This window comes from Actinoplanes sp. NPDC000266 (assembly GCF_042899005.1).
Taxonomy (GTDB): Bacteria; Actinomycetota; Actinomycetes; order Mycobacteriales; family Micromonosporaceae; genus Actinoplanes.
The window spans coordinates 1,303,799-1,320,994 of sequence record NZ_JBIAZI010000001.1 but is presented as its reverse complement, the minus strand read 5'-3'; the positions used below and the strand labels follow the sequence as shown (position 1 = coordinate 1,320,994).

The following is a 17,196-nucleotide window of genomic DNA, read 5'->3' as shown; positions in this document are numbered from 1 at the left end:
GGAAAGATTGCCGGGTGCCGCGCCTCCATCACGTCTCGTCCGTACGCAACCGCGACTCCATCCGAGCCTTCGGCCTGGACTGGACCCGGATGGGGGCGGCACCGGGCATCGCCGGCAGCCGCGAGCCCGAACAGCAGGGCGTCTTCCTCTGCCGGGACGAGTCGGAGTCCAGCTGGTTCGTCCGCCTCAACAACACCGGCGGCCCGGTCGACGTCTGGGCCGTCGACGACGTCGACCCGTCCCAGCTGCTCACATCACCCGAGGGCTACGCCTACTTCCCGGGGAGGATCCCGCCGTCCCGGTTGGCTCTGGTCAGCCAGTGACCTTCCTGACGCGAATGTCGGACTGGCGCGACTCGGACAGTGCTGGATATGAGCTGGCGGTGGCGTTGGGCGCGCTGCCGCCGGACGAGTTCACCGAGCACAAGTGGGTGTTCTGGACGGCGAATCCGCTCGGCGACGGGCTCCATCAGGCCCTTCACGCCCTGGTGAGCGCGGGGCTGCTCGAACACGACGACGAGAAGGACCGTTTTCGGCACCGGCCCAACGGAAGCATCTGAGTTATCCGCGCAGTCGGTGCGGGGATCTCGGCTGAATCATTTAAGGACCAGGGATAGCGGGCGTTTGGTCACCCTTTGCGCCTGCGCCTGACTGCCTTGTCTCCCCAGCGGGCTGAGCCGTCTTTGTCGTCGTACCAGTCGTTGAGGTACTCGTCAGTGGTGCCACCGTCTGGAAGCACCCCGACAAAGTCTTCACCGGCCAGGTCTGCGACCGACCAGATGACGTTGGCGAGCTTCGCGTAATTCTCGTCCGAAATTCCGTCGTGCAGGAGGATGGTGATCTCTCGGTCGACCATGTTTCGCTCCCTACGAACAATCTTCCTGAACAAGACGAGGGTCGTGAATCATTGCGCGCCGAACGCTGACAGCCATCCCCTCCTTCATGCTTGAGGACGGCGGAAGTCGGTGACGTTCGGGAGCTTTTGGAAACCGGCTGAGACGTATGTGGCGACGCCGCCCGTGTTGGCGGCTGGTGTGCACACCGTGGCGGTGGACGCGCCCATCTCCCGGAGGGCCGCTGCCGCCGCCACCGTGATGGCTCGGCCGTGCCCCCGGCCGCGGTGGTCACGGTGGGCGCCCATCGGCTCGAGCAGGCCCGGGCTTCCCTTTCCGGCCGACCACACCGTCACCGCGGCGACCGCGTTGTCCTCGCTGTCGTAGCCGACCAGGCAGCGGGCCTGGCGGTACGGCGGGGCGGCCGCCATCGCGTGCCAACGGTCCACTGTGAACGTCGAATTGGTGAACGCCGCCCGCTGCACCGCCACCCGATCCTCGACCCTGTCCGCGCCGACCACCTCGACGCGCAGTCCGCAGTCTTCGACCGGCTCGGTCAGGTCGCGGGACAGCGGGGTCCACGGCTCGTCGGGTGTCCAGCCGCTGCGGCTGAGGAGATCTCGGAGGGCGGCGCCGAAGCGGACCTCGACGGCCTTGACCGATGTCAGGCCGGCCAGGATCCGGGCCGCGAACGCGTCGTCGCCGGCGGCGCTCGGCGCGATGGCCATGCGGATCAACTCGCCGTCGTCCTCCACCAGGCCGGCCGCCGCGATCTGGCCGTCGCGGGTCCACACCCGGACGGCCGCGGCCAGCTCGCGCTCGCCGAAGCGCCAATGCCACCCCAGGTCACCGGGATGGAGTTGGACCGGCCCGCCGGTGTGCTGCCAGCCCGCCACGGCTTCGACGATCTCGCCCAGTTCCATCTTTCGACCAAACCACACCGCGCAACAGGTTTTAGCGGTGCACGAGGGCGTCGTACACCTTGGCGAACTGCTCCCGGCGATCCGCGTAGTAATCACCGGGGCGGGGCTCGTATGTCGCGCCGACAGATCGGGGCGCGCGGGGAACGTCCGGCGCCAGCACGTCCAGGGCGAGCAGCGCCGTGCCGCGCTGGGTGGCCCGGCGCCGCGTCACGTGGGTGACCGGGCGGCCCAGCACGTCGGCCAGGATCTGCAACCATTCGGGCTGGTCGTTGCTGACCCGGCCGGCCGCCGCGACCTCCACGACGCCCGGGGCGGCCGGGCGCAGTTCGTCGGCGACACGGGCGTACGTCATCGCCACGCCCTCGATGACGCCGCGGAACATGGCGTCGGCGCCGGTGGCCGCGGACACACCGCCGAAGAGGGCGCGGGCGCCGCCGACCCAGCCGGGCGCCCGCTCGCCGGTCAGGTAGGGCAGCACCAACGGGGTGGCGTCGCTCGGTGGCGCGGTCAGCACGGCGCCGGTCTCCTCGCCGAGGCGCAGCGTGCTCTGCGCCCAGCTGACGGCCCGGCCGACGTCGTTGATCGCCCCGCCGAGCAGCGTGCGCCGCGCGTCGACGCGGTAGTTCCACAAGCCGAACGGCAGCGGGTCGGCCGGTCCTTCGAGCAGCACCCGCAGGGCGCCGCTGGTGGCCGTCGCCGCGGTCATGACCGTGGCGTCGAGGGCGCCGGACCCGATGTTGCTGGCGAAGCCGTCCGTGATCACCGGGAACCACACGGCCCGGTCGAGGGCGGCCCAGCGCGACGAAGCCGCCAGCGGCTCGTCACCCGGAGAAGAGAATTGCTGAGGTTGTACGCCCGCGGCCGTCAGCAGTTCGCCGTCGAGCTCGCCCGTGCGGCGGTCGAGCAGCCCGGTCCAGGCCATCGTGGATGTGCCGGCCAGTGGTTGCCCGATGAGCCGGGCCCACACGTACTCACCCAGCGACCACCAGCCCGCGGCCTCGGCAACGACCCGCGGCTGCGTCTCGGCCATCCAGCGCAGGCGTGGCGCGTGATAGCTGGTGTGCAACCGGGTGCCGGTGCGCTGCTGCACCGCGTGCTCGTCGAGCTCTTCCCGCAGGGCCGCGACAGCGGCGGCGCTGCGCGAGTCGGCGTACGTCAGGCAGGGCGTCAGCGCGCGCCCGGCCGCGTCCACCGCGATCAGCGAAGCCGCGAAAGTGTCCATGGCGACGCCGGCGATCCGGCTTCCCAGCCGCGGATCCGCGGTCACCGCGTCGAGGACCTGCTCGACCTCGGCCGTCACCTGGTCGGGGTCGATGACCGAGGTGCCGTCCGGCGCCACCGTGAAGGCGTGCGGCACCTTGTGCTGGAGCCCGCGCACCCGCCTTCCCGACGCGTCGTGCACCCCGCCCCGGGTGGCGGTCGACCCGATGTCCAGCGCGACCACCAGGGGTTCAGCCGCCGCCTCGAGCGCGACGTCGTCATCGTTGCCGGTCATAGGAGGTTGCTTTACCCCCGTACGCGGGAACCAAGCCGCTCATTCCCGAACCCTGATCGCCGCGTCGAGGAGGGCGCGGGCGGTCGCCCGGACCGTTTCGGCGGCCTGGGTGTGGTTGTAGCCGGCGATGTCGGTCAGCCAGACCAGGGTCTCGATGCCGGTGGCGGAGCGGATGGCCACGGCGAGCCGCTGAGTGTCGACGTGCGGATGGCTGTCACGCAGCGGGGCCAGGGCCTCGGCGATCCAGCCGATCGCGCGGCCCTGCCGTAGAGCCGTCCGGTCGGCGCTCGGCTCCAGGGACAGGCGCAGCGAGGTGCGCAGCTGAGTTTCCCAGGTGAAGTTGTACGCCGTGAAGGCGTCCACGACCGCGTCCAGGCGCTCCCGCGGGCCGGTGGGCGGGTCGGGCGGCAGCAGCGTCTCCGGCGAGATGCTCGGGTGTGCGGCCAGCAGCAGGCTGCGCTGGCTCGGGAAGTACCGGTAGGCGGTGGTCCGGGAGATGCCGGCGTGGGCCGCCGCGTCCTCCACCTTCGGGGTGAACCCGGCCGCGAGCAGAGCGCGGGTGGCGGTGACGAGGCTCTGTCGGGTCCGCGACTTCTGGCCGGTTCGGCCGGTCGACTCATAGGGCATCCCCACGCCGTCAGCGTACGGTGGCCTTACATGGGACTCCAGTCCCATATGACGGCGGGAGGCCGCGATGAGCCACCACGATCCGACCGTGACCGACCCGGGCCTGTACAAAGTGGTCTTCGAGAACGAGCGGGTCCGGGTTCTCGAATACAGGGACGAGCCCGGCGACCGCACCCACCCTCATGAGCATCCGGACAGCGTCATGGTGACGCTGAGCGCCTTTCAGCGGCGGGTCAGCGCCGGGGACCGTACGGCCGACGTCGACCTCACCGCCGGGCAGGCGCGATGGCTGGGCGCGCAGGAGCACGTCGGCGAGAACACCGGGGCGACCCCGACGCACTGCGTCTTCGTCGAGTTGAAGGAGCCCGCACCCGTGCCCGGGCCGGAGGCCCTCGGCCCACACTGATGGTCGAGATGCGCGGGAATCCGCACCGGCCGGCCGTCCGGCCGCCTTCAATCGGGGTATGAATCGTTTCGCAGTCCCCACCCTTGTTGTGATGGCGTCGCTCCTGCTGGGCGCGCCCGCGGCCGCCGCCGAGCGGGAGAGCGTGGTGGTCACCGGCGACGGCGCGGTCCACGGCGAGCCCGATCTGCTCACCGCCGAGTTCGGGGTGGAGAGCAGCGCCGCCACCGTCGACGCGGCCCTGGACACCGCCGGGACGGCGGCCGGGCGGATGCGGGACGCCCTCGTGCGCGCCGGTCTCGGCAAGGCCGATCTCCAGACGTCCAACGCCACCATCAGCTCCCGGTCCAACGACAAGCAGGAGATCACCGGCTACACCGTGAGTCAGGGGCTCACCGCGAAGATCCGGGACCTGCCGAAGGCGGGCGCTCTCCTGTCGGCCGCCGTCGCCGCGGGCGGCAACGCGTCCCGGCTGAACGGCGTGTCGTTCTCCATCGAGGACGACGCCGCGCTGATGGCCGAGGCCCGCCGCAAGGCGTTCGCCGACGCCCGCGGCAAGGCCGAGCTCTACGCCGGGGCCGCCGGCCGCAAGCTCGGCCGGGTCGTCCGGGTGAGCGAGTCGGCTCCGAGTTGGGGCGGCGGCCCCATGGCGCAGGACAGCATGGCCGCGTCCGGGGCGCGGTTCGTCGTCGAGCCGGGACGGCAGCGGCTGTCCGCGACCGTCACCGTGGAGTGGGCCTTCCAGAAGTAACCGAGGGATCGGCTCCGGGACCGGGACGGCGGCGCCCAGCACGTCGGCCGTGTCGCCGTGCCGGCGCGGATCAGCTCAGCTCTCCATGCGGCGCCGCCAGCCGCTCACCCGCACCTGGACGTGCGGCGCGGCCCGGCCCACCTCGTCGGCGAAGGCGACCAGCCCGTCGTCCGCGAGCACGCCCCAGACCCGGCCGTCGCGGCGGACGACCCGGTTCCTGTTGGTGTGCTCGGGCCCGCCGATCTCGGCCAGCTCACTCAGCGGGATCCGGTAGCGGGCCAGGGCCGCCCGCAGGATCAGCGCGTCGTCGGTCAGGTCCATCCGGTAGATGAGCCGGACCGCGACGTACCACCAGCCGGCCGGAATCGCGATGAGCAGGAAGAGCGCCTCAGCCCACCAGGCGCCGGCATCGATGAAGAGCGCGGCCACCGGCAGCGCGACCGTCGCCACCAGCATCAGCGGCAACACCAGCAGAAAGCCCCGGGATCGATAGGTCCTCATGCATGGCTGTTACCCAGCACGGCCACATCGGACTCGGTCAGGCTGCCGAGCACGACCAGCCCGTCCCGCTCGGCCACGGAGGTGACGAAGCCGTACGACCCGCCGGCCGTCCGCAGGTCGTGCACCAGCCGCCCGTCGAGCGTGAAGGCCATGACGGAGGCGATGGGAGCGGCTTTCGGTTGTACGGCTTGAGGGAGGTTCCACACGAGGAGCCGCAGGAACCCGGGCAGCGGCAGCAGCCGGTCGAGCAGCGCGTTGCGGGGCGCGACGATGGCCACCCAGACCAGCCCGTCACTTCCCAGCCACATGTTGTCGGGGAACCCGGGCAGGTTGTCGGCGAAGACCTCGGTCCGCCCCGAAGGCCAGTGCCGCTGAATCCGGTAGCCGGCCGTCTCGGCGACCAGCAGATGGGACTCGTCCGGAGCGAGCACGAGCCCGTTGGCGAACTTCAGCCCGTCCAGCACGGTGGTGACAGTGCCGTCGGGGGCGCGGCGCATGAGCCGCCCGGTGCAGGAATGCTCGAAAACGTCACCGAGATACTCGTCGAGCGTCCACCGGGTCGTCGACGTGGTGAACCAGATCGTGCCGTCGCTCGCCTCCACGACGTTGCTGGGAAAGGCGACATCGACCAGCCGCGTCACGCTACCGTCCACGCCGACTTCGAGCAGCCCTTTGTCGTGATCGCAGACGAGAACACCGCCATCGGCCCGAGGATGAAGCCCGAGCGGCCGCCCACCGGTCTCGGCCAGAACGGCACGCTCACCGCTGGCCGGATCGATCCGGACGACGCGACCACCGGCCAGCCCGGCGACCACCCGCCCCGCATGGTCGAAGACGACGTCCTCGGGCCCCACGCCCCCGGTCGGCAGCCGCCGGGAAACGCTGAGCTCCGCCGTCGCCCCGGAGTCGGCAAGGCGCGGCGGATCCCAGCGGCGAGGACGGATCAGCCGACGGGCCATCAGCGGTAGGTGAGCAGTCGAGGGTCGGTCTCGAGATGCGTGTGCTCGTTGTAGGTGGACATCCACAGTCCCGTGCGCCCACTGACCAGCTTGGTGACCCCGGTGTTGACGACCACCCGGTTCAGCGCCGTCCACATGGTGGCGAGAGTGACCGGGTCGACGTCGGCCCCCGCGGTGAGCAGCGCGGCAACAAGCGCGATCGGCCCACCCGAGGTGACCACGACAACCTCGCGATGCTCCCCCAGCACGCCATGCGCGCGCTCGATCGCCCCTCCGATCCGTCCCCGAAAGGCGGGGAAAGACTCGTCGTACTCCCCGTCGTACTTCCCCGAGCACCAGCGCCCGGTGGCCGCCTCGAAGAGCTCCTGAAAGGCCCGAGCCGACCCGAGATGCTCCCGAAAGTCCGGCTCGTGAAGCTCCACGACCCGCTGAAAGTCGAACTCGTCCCACCCGGCGTCCACGCTCACAGGCACCTCGCCACCGAGCCCGTCGAGCAGCCCCGCCACCGTCTGCTCATGGCGGCGCAGCGTCCCGCTCACCACCAGACCGGGCCGGATCGAGCGCTCGGCGAGGTTCTTTCCCAGCACCCGCGCCTGCTCACCACCAAGCTCGGACAGAGCGTCGTAGTCATCGGCCCCGAACGATGCCTGACCATGCCGGACCAGCAGGAGTCGCGCCATGCCGGGATCCTAACCCTTTTTGCAGTGGCAATGCAGATTAGGTTCCCGCCATCAGAGCTTGACCCCCCGGGTGCGCAGGCGGGCCACGACCGCGTCGATGCCGTCGCGGTCGATGACCTTCAAGCCCTTCGTGCTCACGTTCAGGCGGATGGTCCGGCCGTCGGCCAGGCGGAAGCGGCGGCGCTGGATGTTGGGGTTCCAGCGGCGGCGGGTTCGGCGGTGGGAGTGGGACACGGCATTGCCGAAGCTGGGCTTGGCGCCGGTCACGTCGCAGATGAAGGACATGGCGAGCACCATACAATGAAAACCGTTTTCAATAACAGTCGGCGCCATGTTACGGTCCCCACTCGAAAACGAGAGTCGTTTTCATCATGAGTGAAGGAGACGATGCGTGAAGAGATGGGTCGTGGGCGCGGTCGCGGCCGCCGTGGTCCTCAGCGGTACGCCGGCGCTGGCCGCCGAGAAGGTGGTGCTGTCCAAAGGGCACACCGATGCCGTGGACGTGCACTACGAGGACGGCGCTCTCAAACTGAAGGTCAAGGACGACACGGTCAGCCCGTCGGTGGTGCGCGACCCGGCCGACGTCACCTTCCGGGTGCTGCCGGCGGCCGAGACGACGGTGCCGGATCTGCCGTCGTTCTCGTTCCTGGGCGCGCCGGGCAGCAGGATCTGGATGCTGCCGCAGGTGCAGGATCCGGATCTGCTGTGGCCGGGCTGGAACACGACCGAGCTGAGCTCCGGCGTCTTCACCGGCGACAAGGTCGCCATCAGCCTGGTCGGCGCGGACGGCCCCGGCGACGTGACCCTGTTCGACACGACCTCGCTGGGCGTGCCGAACATCAAGTTCCGCAGCGCCGACGGCCTGCCCGACCGGCTCGACGTCCCCGTGCACACCCACGCGCATGCCGGATGGGTGTTCAGCCAGCCCGGGGCGTACACCCTCAAGTTCCAAGCCGACGCCACCCTGAGCAACGGCTCGGCCGTGAGCACCGGCCCCGTCGACTACCGGTTCCAGGTCGGCGAGGCATCGGGCGGCGCGCTGACCGTCAACGGCATGGCCGGCGAATACCAGCCCGGTGACACCGTCACCCTCCAAGCCGTACAGACCCCGCAGGGCCCGTCGAGCCAGTACCAGTGGTTCAGCAGGAAGCCCGGCGCCTCCGACTTCACCCCCATCGAAGGCGAAACCGGCGCCGCGTACAGCTTCACCGCCACCCGGGCCCTGAACGGCACCGACTACCGGGTCGCGCTCGAAGGCGGCCCCGCCAGCGAACCGGTCACCCTATGGGTGGCCTTCCCGCCGGAGGGCAGCAGCGCCGCCAAGTCGGTGACGGCGACGATCAGCGCCACCGAGGGTGCCCTCGTGATCAGCGTCGACCCCGAGGACCGGGCCGTCACCCTGCCGGCCGCCACCCTCTCCGCGGCCGGCGACCGGTGGGAGTCCACCGGCGCCCTGCGGCCGGTGACGGTCACCGACACGCGCCAGGCCAAGCCCGGCTGGAGCGCGTCGGGTCAGGTCGCCGACGGCTTCCGCGGCGCCGACGGCAAGACCTTCGCCGGCGGCTACCTGGGCTGGACGCCCACCGTCACGCGACAGGGCGGCCAGCAGGGCGTGATCGCCGGGCCGGTCGCCACGCCGTACGTCTCCGGTCAGCCCAGCACCGGCCTGGGTGACAGCGCCGTCCTGGCCTCGGCCGCCGCCGGCAAGGGCCTCGGCACCGCCGAGCTCGACGCCGCGCTGAAGCTGAGCGTTCCCACCGACACCGCGGCCGGCACCTACACCGGCACGCTCACCCTGACCGCCATCTGACGACGTCGCGGGGGGGGCGGGGGGGCGCCCCCCCCGCGGCCCCCCCCCCCCCCCCCCCGCGCGCCGGGGGCGGGGGGGGGGGGGCGGCCGCCCCCCCCCCCCCCGCCGCCCCCCCCCCCCCCCCCCCCCCCCCCCCGCCCCCGCGCGGGGGGGGGGGGGGGGGGGGGGGCCCCCCCCCCCCGCCGGAGAACCCCTCATGCGTATCGCCGCGGTCCTGATCCTGACGGCCGTCCTGGCCCCTCCCACGCCCGCCCATGCCGACTCCCTCACCTGGTCCGTCGCGCCGTCCGGCCCGAAGGGCCCCAACGGCCGCACGGCCCTCGACTACAAACTGGACCCGGGCGCCACCCTCACCGACCACATCGCGGTCACCAACCATTCCCGGAAGCCTTTGACCCTTCGGCTGTACGCGAGTGACGCCTTCACCACCGCAGGCGGCGGCTTCGACCTCCTGACGGCCGGCGCTACCCCGAAGGACACCGGCAGCTGGATCAAACTGGGCCGCACGACGGTCACCCTGCCCAAGTCCTCCCGGGTCGTAGTCCCGCTGACCCTGACCGTCCCCACCAACGCCACTCCGGGCGACCACGCGGGCGGCGTGGTCGCCTCGATGACCGAAGGCGCCGACGGCCAGTTCACTGTGGACCATCGCGTGGGCACGCGTGTCTACCTCCGGGTCACCGGCCCGTTGCGCCCTTCACAGACCATCACCGACGTACGCCTCGACGCCCGGCCCAGCTGGAACCCGTTCACTCTCCCCGATGTAACGGCGACCTTCACCATCAAGAACACCGGCAACGTACGTCTCGGAGCACACCCGGCCGCGAAGGCGAGCGGCCCCTTCGGCCTGGGCTCGACGAGCGCGACCGCCCCACCGATACCCGAGATCCTGCCCGGCGGCGCGATAAGAACCTCGATCCGCCTCGACGCGGTGCCACCACTGTTCCGCGACCAGATCCTCCTGTCGACCGCGGATGCCCGTTCCCGCCACACGCTCTGGCTGATCCCGTGGCCGCAACTGGCGCTGCTGGCCCTGGCCGGCACCCTGCTGTCCGGGTGGCTGTTCACCCGCCGGCGCCGCCGCGCTCGAATCGCCGCCGCCATCGCCGCCGCCGAGCAGCGAGGCCGAGACCAGATCTCAACGAAAGGACTCTCATGAAGCGCCTGCGCACCACCGCCGTCACGGTAGCGGCCTCCATCGCGGCGCTGACACCGTCACCGGCGTTCGCCGCCGCTCCGTCCCCGAACGTGGACGGCGCCGACCTGGTGGCCCTGACATTGAGATCCGGCACCTTGCACCTGAGCTTCCGCAACGCCCTCACCGCAACCACGGCCGATCCGGCGGGCCTCCACTTCACCGCCGAGAGAGGCCCGGTCGGCGCGGTGCCGGCCGACCCGGCGTTCGCTTTCCTGGGCCGCCAAGGCGCCCCGGTGTGGGCGCTGCGTGACGACGGTTCCCGGCTTCCCGCTTTCACCACGACCGAGGTCGATCCGAGCGCGGTGACCGGCAGCGCGGTAACCCTGACCCTGGCCGAGGTGGAGGGCCCCGGCTCCTTTGCCGCGTACAGGCTGACACCGTGGGGCCGCCCAACCCTCCTACTGGACAGCGACGGCCCAACCAGCACCCAGCTCAAGGCAGGCCACCGCGCGGGCGGCGTGGTGTGGGCGTTCAGCGCTCCCGGCGACTACCGGGTCACCTTGCGAGCCAGGGCCCAGACCTCGTCAGGCCCGGCCCAGGACGAAAAGACCTACGCCGTAACGGTTCCTGGTTCACCCACCGGCCCCGGCCCGTCAGCCCTCACCCCTTCCGCGCCCGTTCCTCCCTCACCCAGCCTTGGCGCGCCGATCCCTTCCACCTCCGCCCCTCCCACACCTGCCGGGCGCATACCCGATATTTCCGACACGCGCAGCGTGTCGGAACCGGAGGGGGCTGATCCGCAGCGCGGCGCGGCCACGGCTTCCGGAACGATCCAGGCGGGGGCCACCGGGAAGAGCGCCACCCGGAAGGTCATCTCCGATGGGCACGTCGACATGGGTCCGCAGCTCAGCGGGGGCGCGCTGACGATCCGGCTCAAGGACGACTCGACCACTCCCCCTACATGGCGGGAGCTGGCTGACGTTGTTCTCAGGGTTACCGACAAGGCTCGGATCGCCGTTCCGGCCGGTGCCGGCTACGCGTTTCTCGGGAAGGCCGGTGAACAGGTCTACCTTCTGCCGCAGTCGCAGCAGTCCGGGATCGTCTGGCCGGGCTGGAACACCCAGCACGAGTCCGTGGTCAACGGCACCCGCGGCAACGTCACCTGGAAGCTTCGCTCCGTGGACGGGCCCGGGGACTTCAAGCTCTTCCTCACCGGCTCCTTCGGCACGCCCGAAGTCCTCTTCGACTCCGCCGAACGCCTGCCCCAGCAGCTCGGCATCGCCCCCAACACCCATGCTCACGGGAACTGGGCCTTCACGAAGGCGGGGCTCTACCGCCTGACGGTCGACATGACCGCCACCACGACCGCCGGGAAGACCGTCTCCGACACCAGAACGCTGACCATCGCGGTCGGCGACACCACAGACACCGACGACGGCTCGAAACCCGGCAACGGAGCCGGCGAGGGAACCGGAGACGGAGACGGCAGCGGCAGCGGCAGCGGCAGCGGCAGCGGAACGGGTAACGGAAGCGGCGCCGAAGAAAGCACAACCGGCGGCAATCTCGCCAAGACCGGCGCGAACATCGTCAGCATCGCGGGTGGCGGCGCCCTGCTCCTGGCGGCCGGAGCGACGGCCTTCGTCCTGGCGCGGCGTCGCCGGCCTTCGCGCCCGAGCTGACGTACGGCGAACAAGCCGAAGTCCACACCCGACCTTCCTAATGAAAATGAAAACCATTAAGGTTTGTATCGATCCGGTCGATGGCGGCCGGACCTCACCCCAAGGAGACTCCCTTGCGTAGATCGCTTCGCCTGCTCGTCGGTGGTGGCGCCCTTGCCACCGCCCTGCTGGGCACTGCCGTGCCGGCGCAGGCCTTCGCCACCCCGGTTGTCATCAGCGCCGGGCACGTCGATGTCGTCGATGTCGCCTACGAGGACGGCGCGCTCGAGCTCGGCCTCCACGACGAGAGCGTCGAACCCGATGTCGAGCGCGACCCCGACGACGTCGTGCTGTTCGTGAAGCGGGCCGCCAGGACCACCGTGCCCGACAATCCCTCGTTCTCCTTCCTGGGTGGCGCGGGATCCAAGGTCTGGGTGCTTCCCGAGATTCAGGACGAGGAGCTGCTCTGGCCCGGCCTCTCGGCCGAGGAGATCGAGGCCGGCGTCTTCACCGGTGACGCGGTCACGGCCAAGGTCGAACGGGTGACCGGGCCGGGCCGCCTGGCCATCTGGACCGAGGACGCGGTCGGCACGCCGCATGTTCTCGTCAACAGCGGTGACGGCCTGCCCGACTCGGTGGCCCTGGCCGCCGGGGCGCACCAGCACGCCAGCTGGGCGTTCCAGAAGGCCGGCGTCTACCTCATCAAGGTGCGGGCGACCGCCACCCTGGCCGCGACCGGCGCCACCATCACGTCGGATCCGGCCGTCTACAAGGTCGTGGTGCAGCCGTGACCGGGATCGCGGCGCTGTTCGCCGCCGTGGGGCTGGCGTTGACTCCGGCCGCCGCCGCGCCGGTCACGCTCACCGCCGGCCACGTCGACGTCCTCGATGTCGACTACGCCTCCGGGTCCCTCACCCTCAACGTCAGCGACGGGACCGGCGGCACCGACGTCGAGCGCGACCCGGCCGGCGTGGTGCTCCAGGTTCCGGCGGCTGCCAAGGTCACCGTCCCGGCCGGCGCCTCCTGGTCGTTCCTCGGCGGCGCCGGTGACACCGCCTGGGTGCTGCCGCAGGCGAACACGGCCGGGCTGCTGTGGGCCGGCTGGAACACCCTCGAGATCCCGAGCGGGGTGCTGCAGGGCAATTCCGTGACGTTCAAGCTCACCAGCGTCACCGGGCCGGGCTCGGTCAGCGTCTACACCGTCTCGGCCGGGACACCGACCAAGCTGTACGACTCGGGTGACGGCCTGCCCGACTCGAGGACCGTGGCGCGCAACGTGCACGCCCACGCCAACTGGGGCTTCACCCAGGCCGGCACCTACACGGTCACCTTCGAGGTGACCGGCCGCCTGGCCACCACGGGCGCCACCGTCTCCACCGGCGCGAAGGCCTTCACCTTCACCGTCCAGCCGTAACAAGCGTGGGTCCGCTCCACCGCAACTGGAGCGGGCCCACCACTTCACCGTACGGGAATGCCTGATGAGACGCCCCATCGCCGCCCTCGCCCTGCTGGCCGCCGCCCTCGGCGGCTGCACGCCACCCGCCGCCCTCAGCGACGCCGACGGCCGGGTCCAGGTCGTCACCACCACCGGCATCCTGGCCGACCTCGTCCGCAACGTGGGCGGCGACCGCGTGCTGGTCGACTCGATCGTGCCGGACAACGCCGACGCCCACGCGTACGAGCCGACCCTGCGCGACGTGCGCAACGTCGTCTACGCCGATCTGGCGTTCAGCAACTACCTGCTGCTGGAGGCGCAGAACGTCATCAAGACCCTCGACGCCAACCTGCCCGGCGGCGTCGAGCAGATCTCGCTGGCCGAGGGCGCCACCAAGTACGCCGCCGAGATCATCCCGCTCGTCGAGGACGTCTCGCTCGACACCGTCTGGCTCGGGCTGCGCGTCTCCGGCGACGGTGCCCGGTTCGGGGCCGACCGCACCTCGGACGTCCGGTTCTCCGCGACCGGAGTGCGGGGGCCGGGCCGGCTCGCCGCCTATCTGACCGAGTCGTTCGGCCGCCCGGACATTTTCATAGAGCCCGGTAAGGGAGGCGGAAACGTGGTCCTCCCACCGGACGCGCACATGCACATGAGCTGGGCCTTCACCGAGCCCGGCGTCTACCACCTCTCGGTTCGGGCCCAGCTCGAACTCGGAAAGCCGATGGGCGAGCAGACCGTCACCTTCGCCGTCGGCGTCGACCCGCACACCGTGCCCGGTATGACCGGCGCGACCATCCTGCGCGACGGCCACACCGACATCACCACCGACCTCGACAGCGGCGAGATCTACCTGCTGAGCGACGACGAGCGGCTCGACCCGGCCCGTACGGTCATCGAGGTCCCGGCCAAAGCCCTGAAGGAGGTCCCGGCCGGGCCGGGCATGCGTTTCCTCGGACGCCCGGGGAGCCGGATCTATCAGCTCCCGCAGGCCGTTCTCGGGCGGCATGTGCACGGCGAGATCGATCCTCACCTGTGGCAGGACGTCGGCAACGCCCAGGCGTACGCCGAACTGATCCGCGACAGTCTCATCAAGGCCGATCCCGCGGGCACGGCCGAATATCGGGCCAACACCGACCGGTATCTGCGCGAGCTGACCGCGCTCGACGACTATGTGCGCGACCGGATCGCCTCGATCCCCGAGCCGAGCCGCTACCTGGTCACGACCCACGATGCGTTCGGGTACCTCGCGAAGGCGTACAAAATCGTGGTCGCGGGTTTTGTGACCCCGAACCCGGCCGTGGAAGCGAGCCTGGCCGACCGCCGCCGTCTCACCGAGACCTTGCGGAATCTGCGCGTGCGGGCCGTCTTCCTGGAACCGAACCTGCGGGCGCGGTCGTCGACGCTGGTCGAGGTGGCCCGGCAGGAACACGTGCGCGTCTGCGACATCTACGGCGACGCCTTCGACGACCGCGTGTCCAGCTACGTGGCGATGATGCGCTTCAACGCCGACTCCCTTCACCGCTGTCTGACCTGAGGATCCGCCTTGCTGCAATCGTTGCTCTGCCTCACCGCCGCCGCCGTCCTGGGCGTCACGCCGAGCGTTCCGCCGCCCGCCGCCGACCAGGCGCAGGCTCACGGTGACGCGGTGTTGGACAGCGGCCATGTCGACATAGGACCTGTTCGCCGGGACAGCCGGTGGACGGTTCAGATTCACGACGACCACACGGTGCCGTCGGTGTGGCGCGAGCCGGCCGAGGCCGTTCTCCGGGTCCGCGACACCGCGCGGCAGGCGGTGCCGGACGACGAGGCGTACGCCTTCCTCGGCGAGAAGCCCGGGGCTCAGGTGTACGTCGTTCCGCAGACCGAGAAGGCGGGGGTGGTCTGGATCGGCTGGAACACTCAGGATCCGGGAGTCCTCAAGGCGATCGACCGCGGTGTCACCATGAGCCTGCGCGGCGTTCAGGGGCCGGGGAACGTCACCGTGTTCCTGCAATCCGGCAATCTCGGTGCGCCGCAGGTGTTGTGGAGCTCGGCCAAGCCGTACCCGCAACCGATCTGGGTCGAGACGAACACGCACACCCACGCCAACTGGGTCTTCGGCAGACCGGGCGTCTATCTGCTCGCCCTCGACATCTCGGCCGAACTCACCGACGGCTCGGCCGCCTCCTCCTCCACGGTCCTGCGCTTCGCCGTGGGCGACACGACCGATCCCGCCGGGGCCCGCACGGCCGCTTTCACCCAACCTCTGCCGTCCGGCTCCGCTTCCGCCGCTTCCGCCGCGGACGAGGCCAGTACGAACTTGACGCCCTACCTCGCGGGTGCGGGCGCCCTCGCCGTTCTCGTCATCGCGGTCGTCGCCGTCCGGCAGTCGGGCGTGCGCCGCCGGGCCGAGAAAGAGCGGTCGGCCGAATGAGCGCGGCGCTGGAGATGACCGAGGTGGACGCCGATCTCGGTGGCCGCCCGGTGCTGCGGGACGTCAATCTCCGGGTCGGCGCGGGCGAGCTCGTCGCCCTGCTCGGCCCCAACGGCGCGGGCAAGACCACGCTGATCCGGGCCGCGCTGGGCCTGGTCCCGCTGCGGCGGGGCCGGGTCGCGATCGCCGGTTCCGCCCCCGGGTACGTGCCGCAGCGGCACGAGTTCACCTGGGACTTCCCGGCCTCGGTCGAGGACACCGTGCTCAGCGGGCTGGTCGGGCGGATCGGCCTGTTCCGCCGGCCGCGCGCCGGGCACTGGCAGGCGGTCTGGGACGCGCTCGACCGCGTACAACTGCATGAATTGCGCAAGCGCCCGGTCGGCGAACTCTCCGGCGGGCAACGCCAACGGGTCCTGGTCGCCCGTGCCCTGGTGCTGTCGCCGCCCGTGCTCCTGCTGGACGAGCCGTTCACCGGCCTCGACATGCCGTCGCAGGAGACCCTGACCGCGCTCTTCGCCGGCCTGGCCCGGGACCGGGCCGTGGTCATGGCCACCCACGACCTGGCCGCCGCGGCGTACACCTGCGACCGGCTGATCCTGCTCAACCGCACCGTCATCGCCGACGGCCCGGCCGAGGAACTGCGCGACCCCGAGACCTGGATGCGGACGTTCGACGTCGGCCCCGGCAGCCATCTGCTCAAACTCGTCGGAGCATGACGTGTCACCACTGCAGTTCCTGGCCGACCTGGCCAACCCCGACCTGGCGTTCCTGCCCAAGGCGCTGACCATCGCCACCCTCGCCGCCGTCATGTGCGGGGTCGTCGGCTGCTACGTGGTGCTGCGCGGCATGGCCTTCATCGGCGACGCCGTGGCCCACGCGGTCTTCCCGGGCCTGGCCATCGCCTTCCTGTTCTCGGGCAGCCTCGTCGTCGGCGGCACGGTGGCCGGCGTGGTGACGGCGTTGCTGGTCACCGTTTTCGCGCAGAACCGGCGGCTGAAGGAGGACTCGGTCATCGGCATCTTCTTCGTGGCCGCGTTCGCCCTCGGCATCGTCATCATCTCCCGGGCTCCCGGCTACGCCGGTTCGCTCCAGCAGTTCCTTTTCGGTTCCATCACCGGCATTCCCGATCGGGATCTGTACGTCGTCACGGGCACCACCATCGCCGTACTGCTCACGGTCTTCCTGCTCCACAAGGAATTCGTGGCCGTGACCCTGGACCGCGAGATGGCCCGGGCGCTGGGCCTGCGGGTCTTCTGGCTCGACCTGGTCCTCTACGTGCTGGTCACCCTGGCCGTGGTGATGGCCGTGCAGACGATCGGCAACATCCTGGTCCTGGCCTTGCTGGTGACCCCGGCCGCCACGGCCCGCCTGCTCACCGACCGCCTCCCCGTGATGATGGTCCTGGCCCCGGCGATCGGCGCCGGCGGAGCCGCGATCGGCTTGTACGTCTCGTGGTCATGGGACTTCCCGGTCGGCGGCACGATCGTGCTGACTCTGACCGCGGCCTTCCTCGTCGCCCAGCTGGCCGCCCCGCGCCACGGCGTGGTGGCCCGCCTGAGAGCCTGACCCGT

21 protein-coding genes are annotated in these 17,196 nt (G+C 70.9%); 13 read left to right on the top strand and 8 right to left on the bottom strand.

The genetic code is table 11. The features are described from left to right. Window positions 1-14: 14 nt before the first annotated feature. Together ACFY36_RS05450 and ACFY36_RS05445 are read left to right on the top strand one after the other, a co-directional pair. The gene (locus tag ACFY36_RS05450; RefSeq protein WP_499744664.1) at window positions 15-323 is read left to right on the top strand and encodes a hypothetical protein; all 309 of its coding nucleotides are present in this window, start codon (window positions 15-17) and stop codon (window positions 321-323) included. A 14-nt stretch (window positions 324-337) separates the two neighbouring features. Then, window positions 338-559, top strand: a complete 222-nt coding sequence (locus ACFY36_RS05445; RefSeq protein WP_499744663.1) for a hypothetical protein — start codon at window positions 338-340, stop codon at window positions 557-559. 68 nt (window positions 560-627) lie between these two features. Here the strand turns inward: ACFY36_RS05445 and ACFY36_RS05440 are convergent, their stop codons facing one another. From ACFY36_RS05440 to ACFY36_RS05425, 4 genes are all read right to left on the bottom strand, one after another. Beyond that, on the bottom strand, window positions 628-855 hold the full coding sequence (locus tag ACFY36_RS05440) for a hypothetical protein (RefSeq protein WP_499744662.1): 228 nt from the start codon (window positions 853-855) through the stop codon (window positions 628-630). Window positions 856-939: 84 nt separating this feature from the next. After that, complete coding sequence (locus tag ACFY36_RS05435; protein WP_499744661.1) at window positions 940-1,755, bottom strand: GNAT family N-acetyltransferase; 816 nt, start codon at window positions 1,753-1,755, stop codon at window positions 940-942. A 31-nt stretch (window positions 1,756-1,786) separates the two neighbouring features. Next, window positions 1,787-3,250: a gluconokinase gene (locus ACFY36_RS05430; protein WP_499744660.1), complete on the bottom strand. Its 1,464-nt coding sequence runs from the start codon at window positions 3,248-3,250 to the stop codon at window positions 1,787-1,789. 39 nt (window positions 3,251-3,289) lie between these two features. After that, complete coding sequence (locus ACFY36_RS05425; protein WP_499744860.1) at window positions 3,290-3,877, bottom strand: TetR/AcrR family transcriptional regulator; 588 nt, start codon at window positions 3,875-3,877, stop codon at window positions 3,290-3,292. Between the two features lie 67 nt (window positions 3,878-3,944). On the opposite strand from ACFY36_RS05425, the gene ACFY36_RS05420 reads away from it, so the two are divergent. Together ACFY36_RS05420 and ACFY36_RS05415 are read left to right on the top strand one after the other, a co-directional pair. Further along, window positions 3,945-4,283 (top strand): cupin domain-containing protein, encoded by a 339-nt coding sequence (locus ACFY36_RS05420; RefSeq protein WP_499744659.1) that lies wholly within the window; start codon window positions 3,945-3,947, stop codon window positions 4,281-4,283. A 91-nt stretch (window positions 4,284-4,374) separates the two neighbouring features. Continuing rightward, window positions 4,375-5,031: an SIMPL domain-containing protein gene (locus ACFY36_RS05415; protein WP_499744658.1), complete on the top strand. Its 657-nt coding sequence runs from the start codon at window positions 4,375-4,377 to the stop codon at window positions 5,029-5,031. 75 nt (window positions 5,032-5,106) lie between these two features. Here the strand turns inward: ACFY36_RS05415 and ACFY36_RS05410 are convergent, their stop codons facing one another. The 4 genes from ACFY36_RS05410 to rpmB are packed head-to-tail and all read right to left on the bottom strand — an operon-like array spanning window position 5,107 to window position 7,456. After that, complete coding sequence (locus ACFY36_RS05410; RefSeq protein WP_499744657.1) at window positions 5,107-5,532, bottom strand: hypothetical protein; 426 nt, start codon at window positions 5,530-5,532, stop codon at window positions 5,107-5,109. Next, window positions 5,529-6,491 carry an SMP-30/gluconolactonase/LRE family protein gene (locus tag ACFY36_RS05405; protein ID WP_499744656.1) on the bottom strand — a complete coding sequence of 321 codons (963 nt, stop codon included), beginning with the start codon at window positions 6,489-6,491 and terminating at the stop codon, window positions 5,529-5,531. The genes ACFY36_RS05410 and ACFY36_RS05405 overlap by 4 nt, the downstream gene beginning before the upstream one ends. Further along, on the bottom strand, window positions 6,491-7,171 hold the full coding sequence (locus tag ACFY36_RS05400; RefSeq protein WP_499744655.1) for a histidine phosphatase family protein: 681 nt from the start codon (window positions 7,169-7,171) through the stop codon (window positions 6,491-6,493). Before ACFY36_RS05400 ends, ACFY36_RS05405 begins: the two co-directional genes overlap by 1 nt. A gap of 51 nt (window positions 7,172-7,222) precedes the next feature. Beyond that, window positions 7,223-7,456 carry a 50S ribosomal protein L28 gene (gene rpmB, locus ACFY36_RS05395; protein WP_499744654.1) on the bottom strand — a complete coding sequence of 78 codons (234 nt, stop codon included), beginning with the start codon at window positions 7,454-7,456 and terminating at the stop codon, window positions 7,223-7,225. A gap of 106 nt (window positions 7,457-7,562) precedes the next feature. Between rpmB and ACFY36_RS05390 the strand changes: the two genes are divergently transcribed. The 9 genes from ACFY36_RS05390 (at window position 7,563) to ACFY36_RS05350 (ending at window position 17,191) form a co-directional block, all read left to right on the top strand. Continuing rightward, on the top strand, window positions 7,563-8,981 hold the full coding sequence (locus tag ACFY36_RS05390) for a choice-of-anchor M domain-containing protein (protein ID WP_499744653.1): 1,419 nt from the start codon (window positions 7,563-7,565) through the stop codon (window positions 8,979-8,981). A gap of 196 nt (window positions 8,982-9,177) precedes the next feature. Next, window positions 9,178-10,140, top strand: a complete 963-nt coding sequence (locus ACFY36_RS05385) for a WxL protein peptidoglycan domain-containing protein (RefSeq protein ID WP_499744652.1) — start codon at window positions 9,178-9,180, stop codon at window positions 10,138-10,140. Continuing rightward, window positions 10,137-11,798 carry a TIGR03773 family transporter-associated surface protein gene (locus tag ACFY36_RS05380; protein ID WP_499744651.1) on the top strand — a complete coding sequence of 554 codons (1,662 nt, stop codon included), beginning with the start codon at window positions 10,137-10,139 and terminating at the stop codon, window positions 11,796-11,798. The genes ACFY36_RS05385 and ACFY36_RS05380 overlap by 4 nt, the downstream gene beginning before the upstream one ends. Before the next feature lie 113 nt (window positions 11,799-11,911). Next, window positions 11,912-12,568, top strand: coding sequence for a choice-of-anchor M domain-containing protein (locus tag ACFY36_RS05375; RefSeq protein WP_499744650.1), 657 nt, complete (start codon window positions 11,912-11,914; stop codon window positions 12,566-12,568). After that, a complete protein-coding gene (locus ACFY36_RS05370; protein ID WP_499744649.1) occupies window positions 12,565-13,191 on the top strand; it encodes a choice-of-anchor M domain-containing protein in 627 nt (208 codons plus the stop codon). Before ACFY36_RS05375 ends, ACFY36_RS05370 begins: the two co-directional genes overlap by 4 nt. Before the next feature lie 64 nt (window positions 13,192-13,255). Continuing rightward, complete coding sequence (locus tag ACFY36_RS05365; protein WP_499744648.1) at window positions 13,256-14,746, top strand: anchored repeat ABC transporter, substrate-binding protein; 1,491 nt, start codon at window positions 13,256-13,258, stop codon at window positions 14,744-14,746. A gap of 9 nt (window positions 14,747-14,755) precedes the next feature. After that, a complete protein-coding gene (locus ACFY36_RS05360; RefSeq protein WP_499744647.1) occupies window positions 14,756-15,625 on the top strand; it encodes a choice-of-anchor M domain-containing protein in 870 nt (289 codons plus the stop codon). Then, window positions 15,622-16,341, top strand: coding sequence for an anchored repeat-type ABC transporter ATP-binding subunit (locus ACFY36_RS05355; RefSeq protein ID WP_499744646.1), 720 nt, complete (start codon window positions 15,622-15,624; stop codon window positions 16,339-16,341). Before ACFY36_RS05360 ends, ACFY36_RS05355 begins: the two co-directional genes overlap by 4 nt. Window position 16,342: 1 nt before the next feature. Further along, on the top strand, window positions 16,343-17,191 hold the full coding sequence (locus tag ACFY36_RS05350) for an anchored repeat-type ABC transporter permease subunit (protein ID WP_499744645.1): 849 nt from the start codon (window positions 16,343-16,345) through the stop codon (window positions 17,189-17,191). Window positions 17,192-17,196 lie beyond the last annotated feature (5 nt).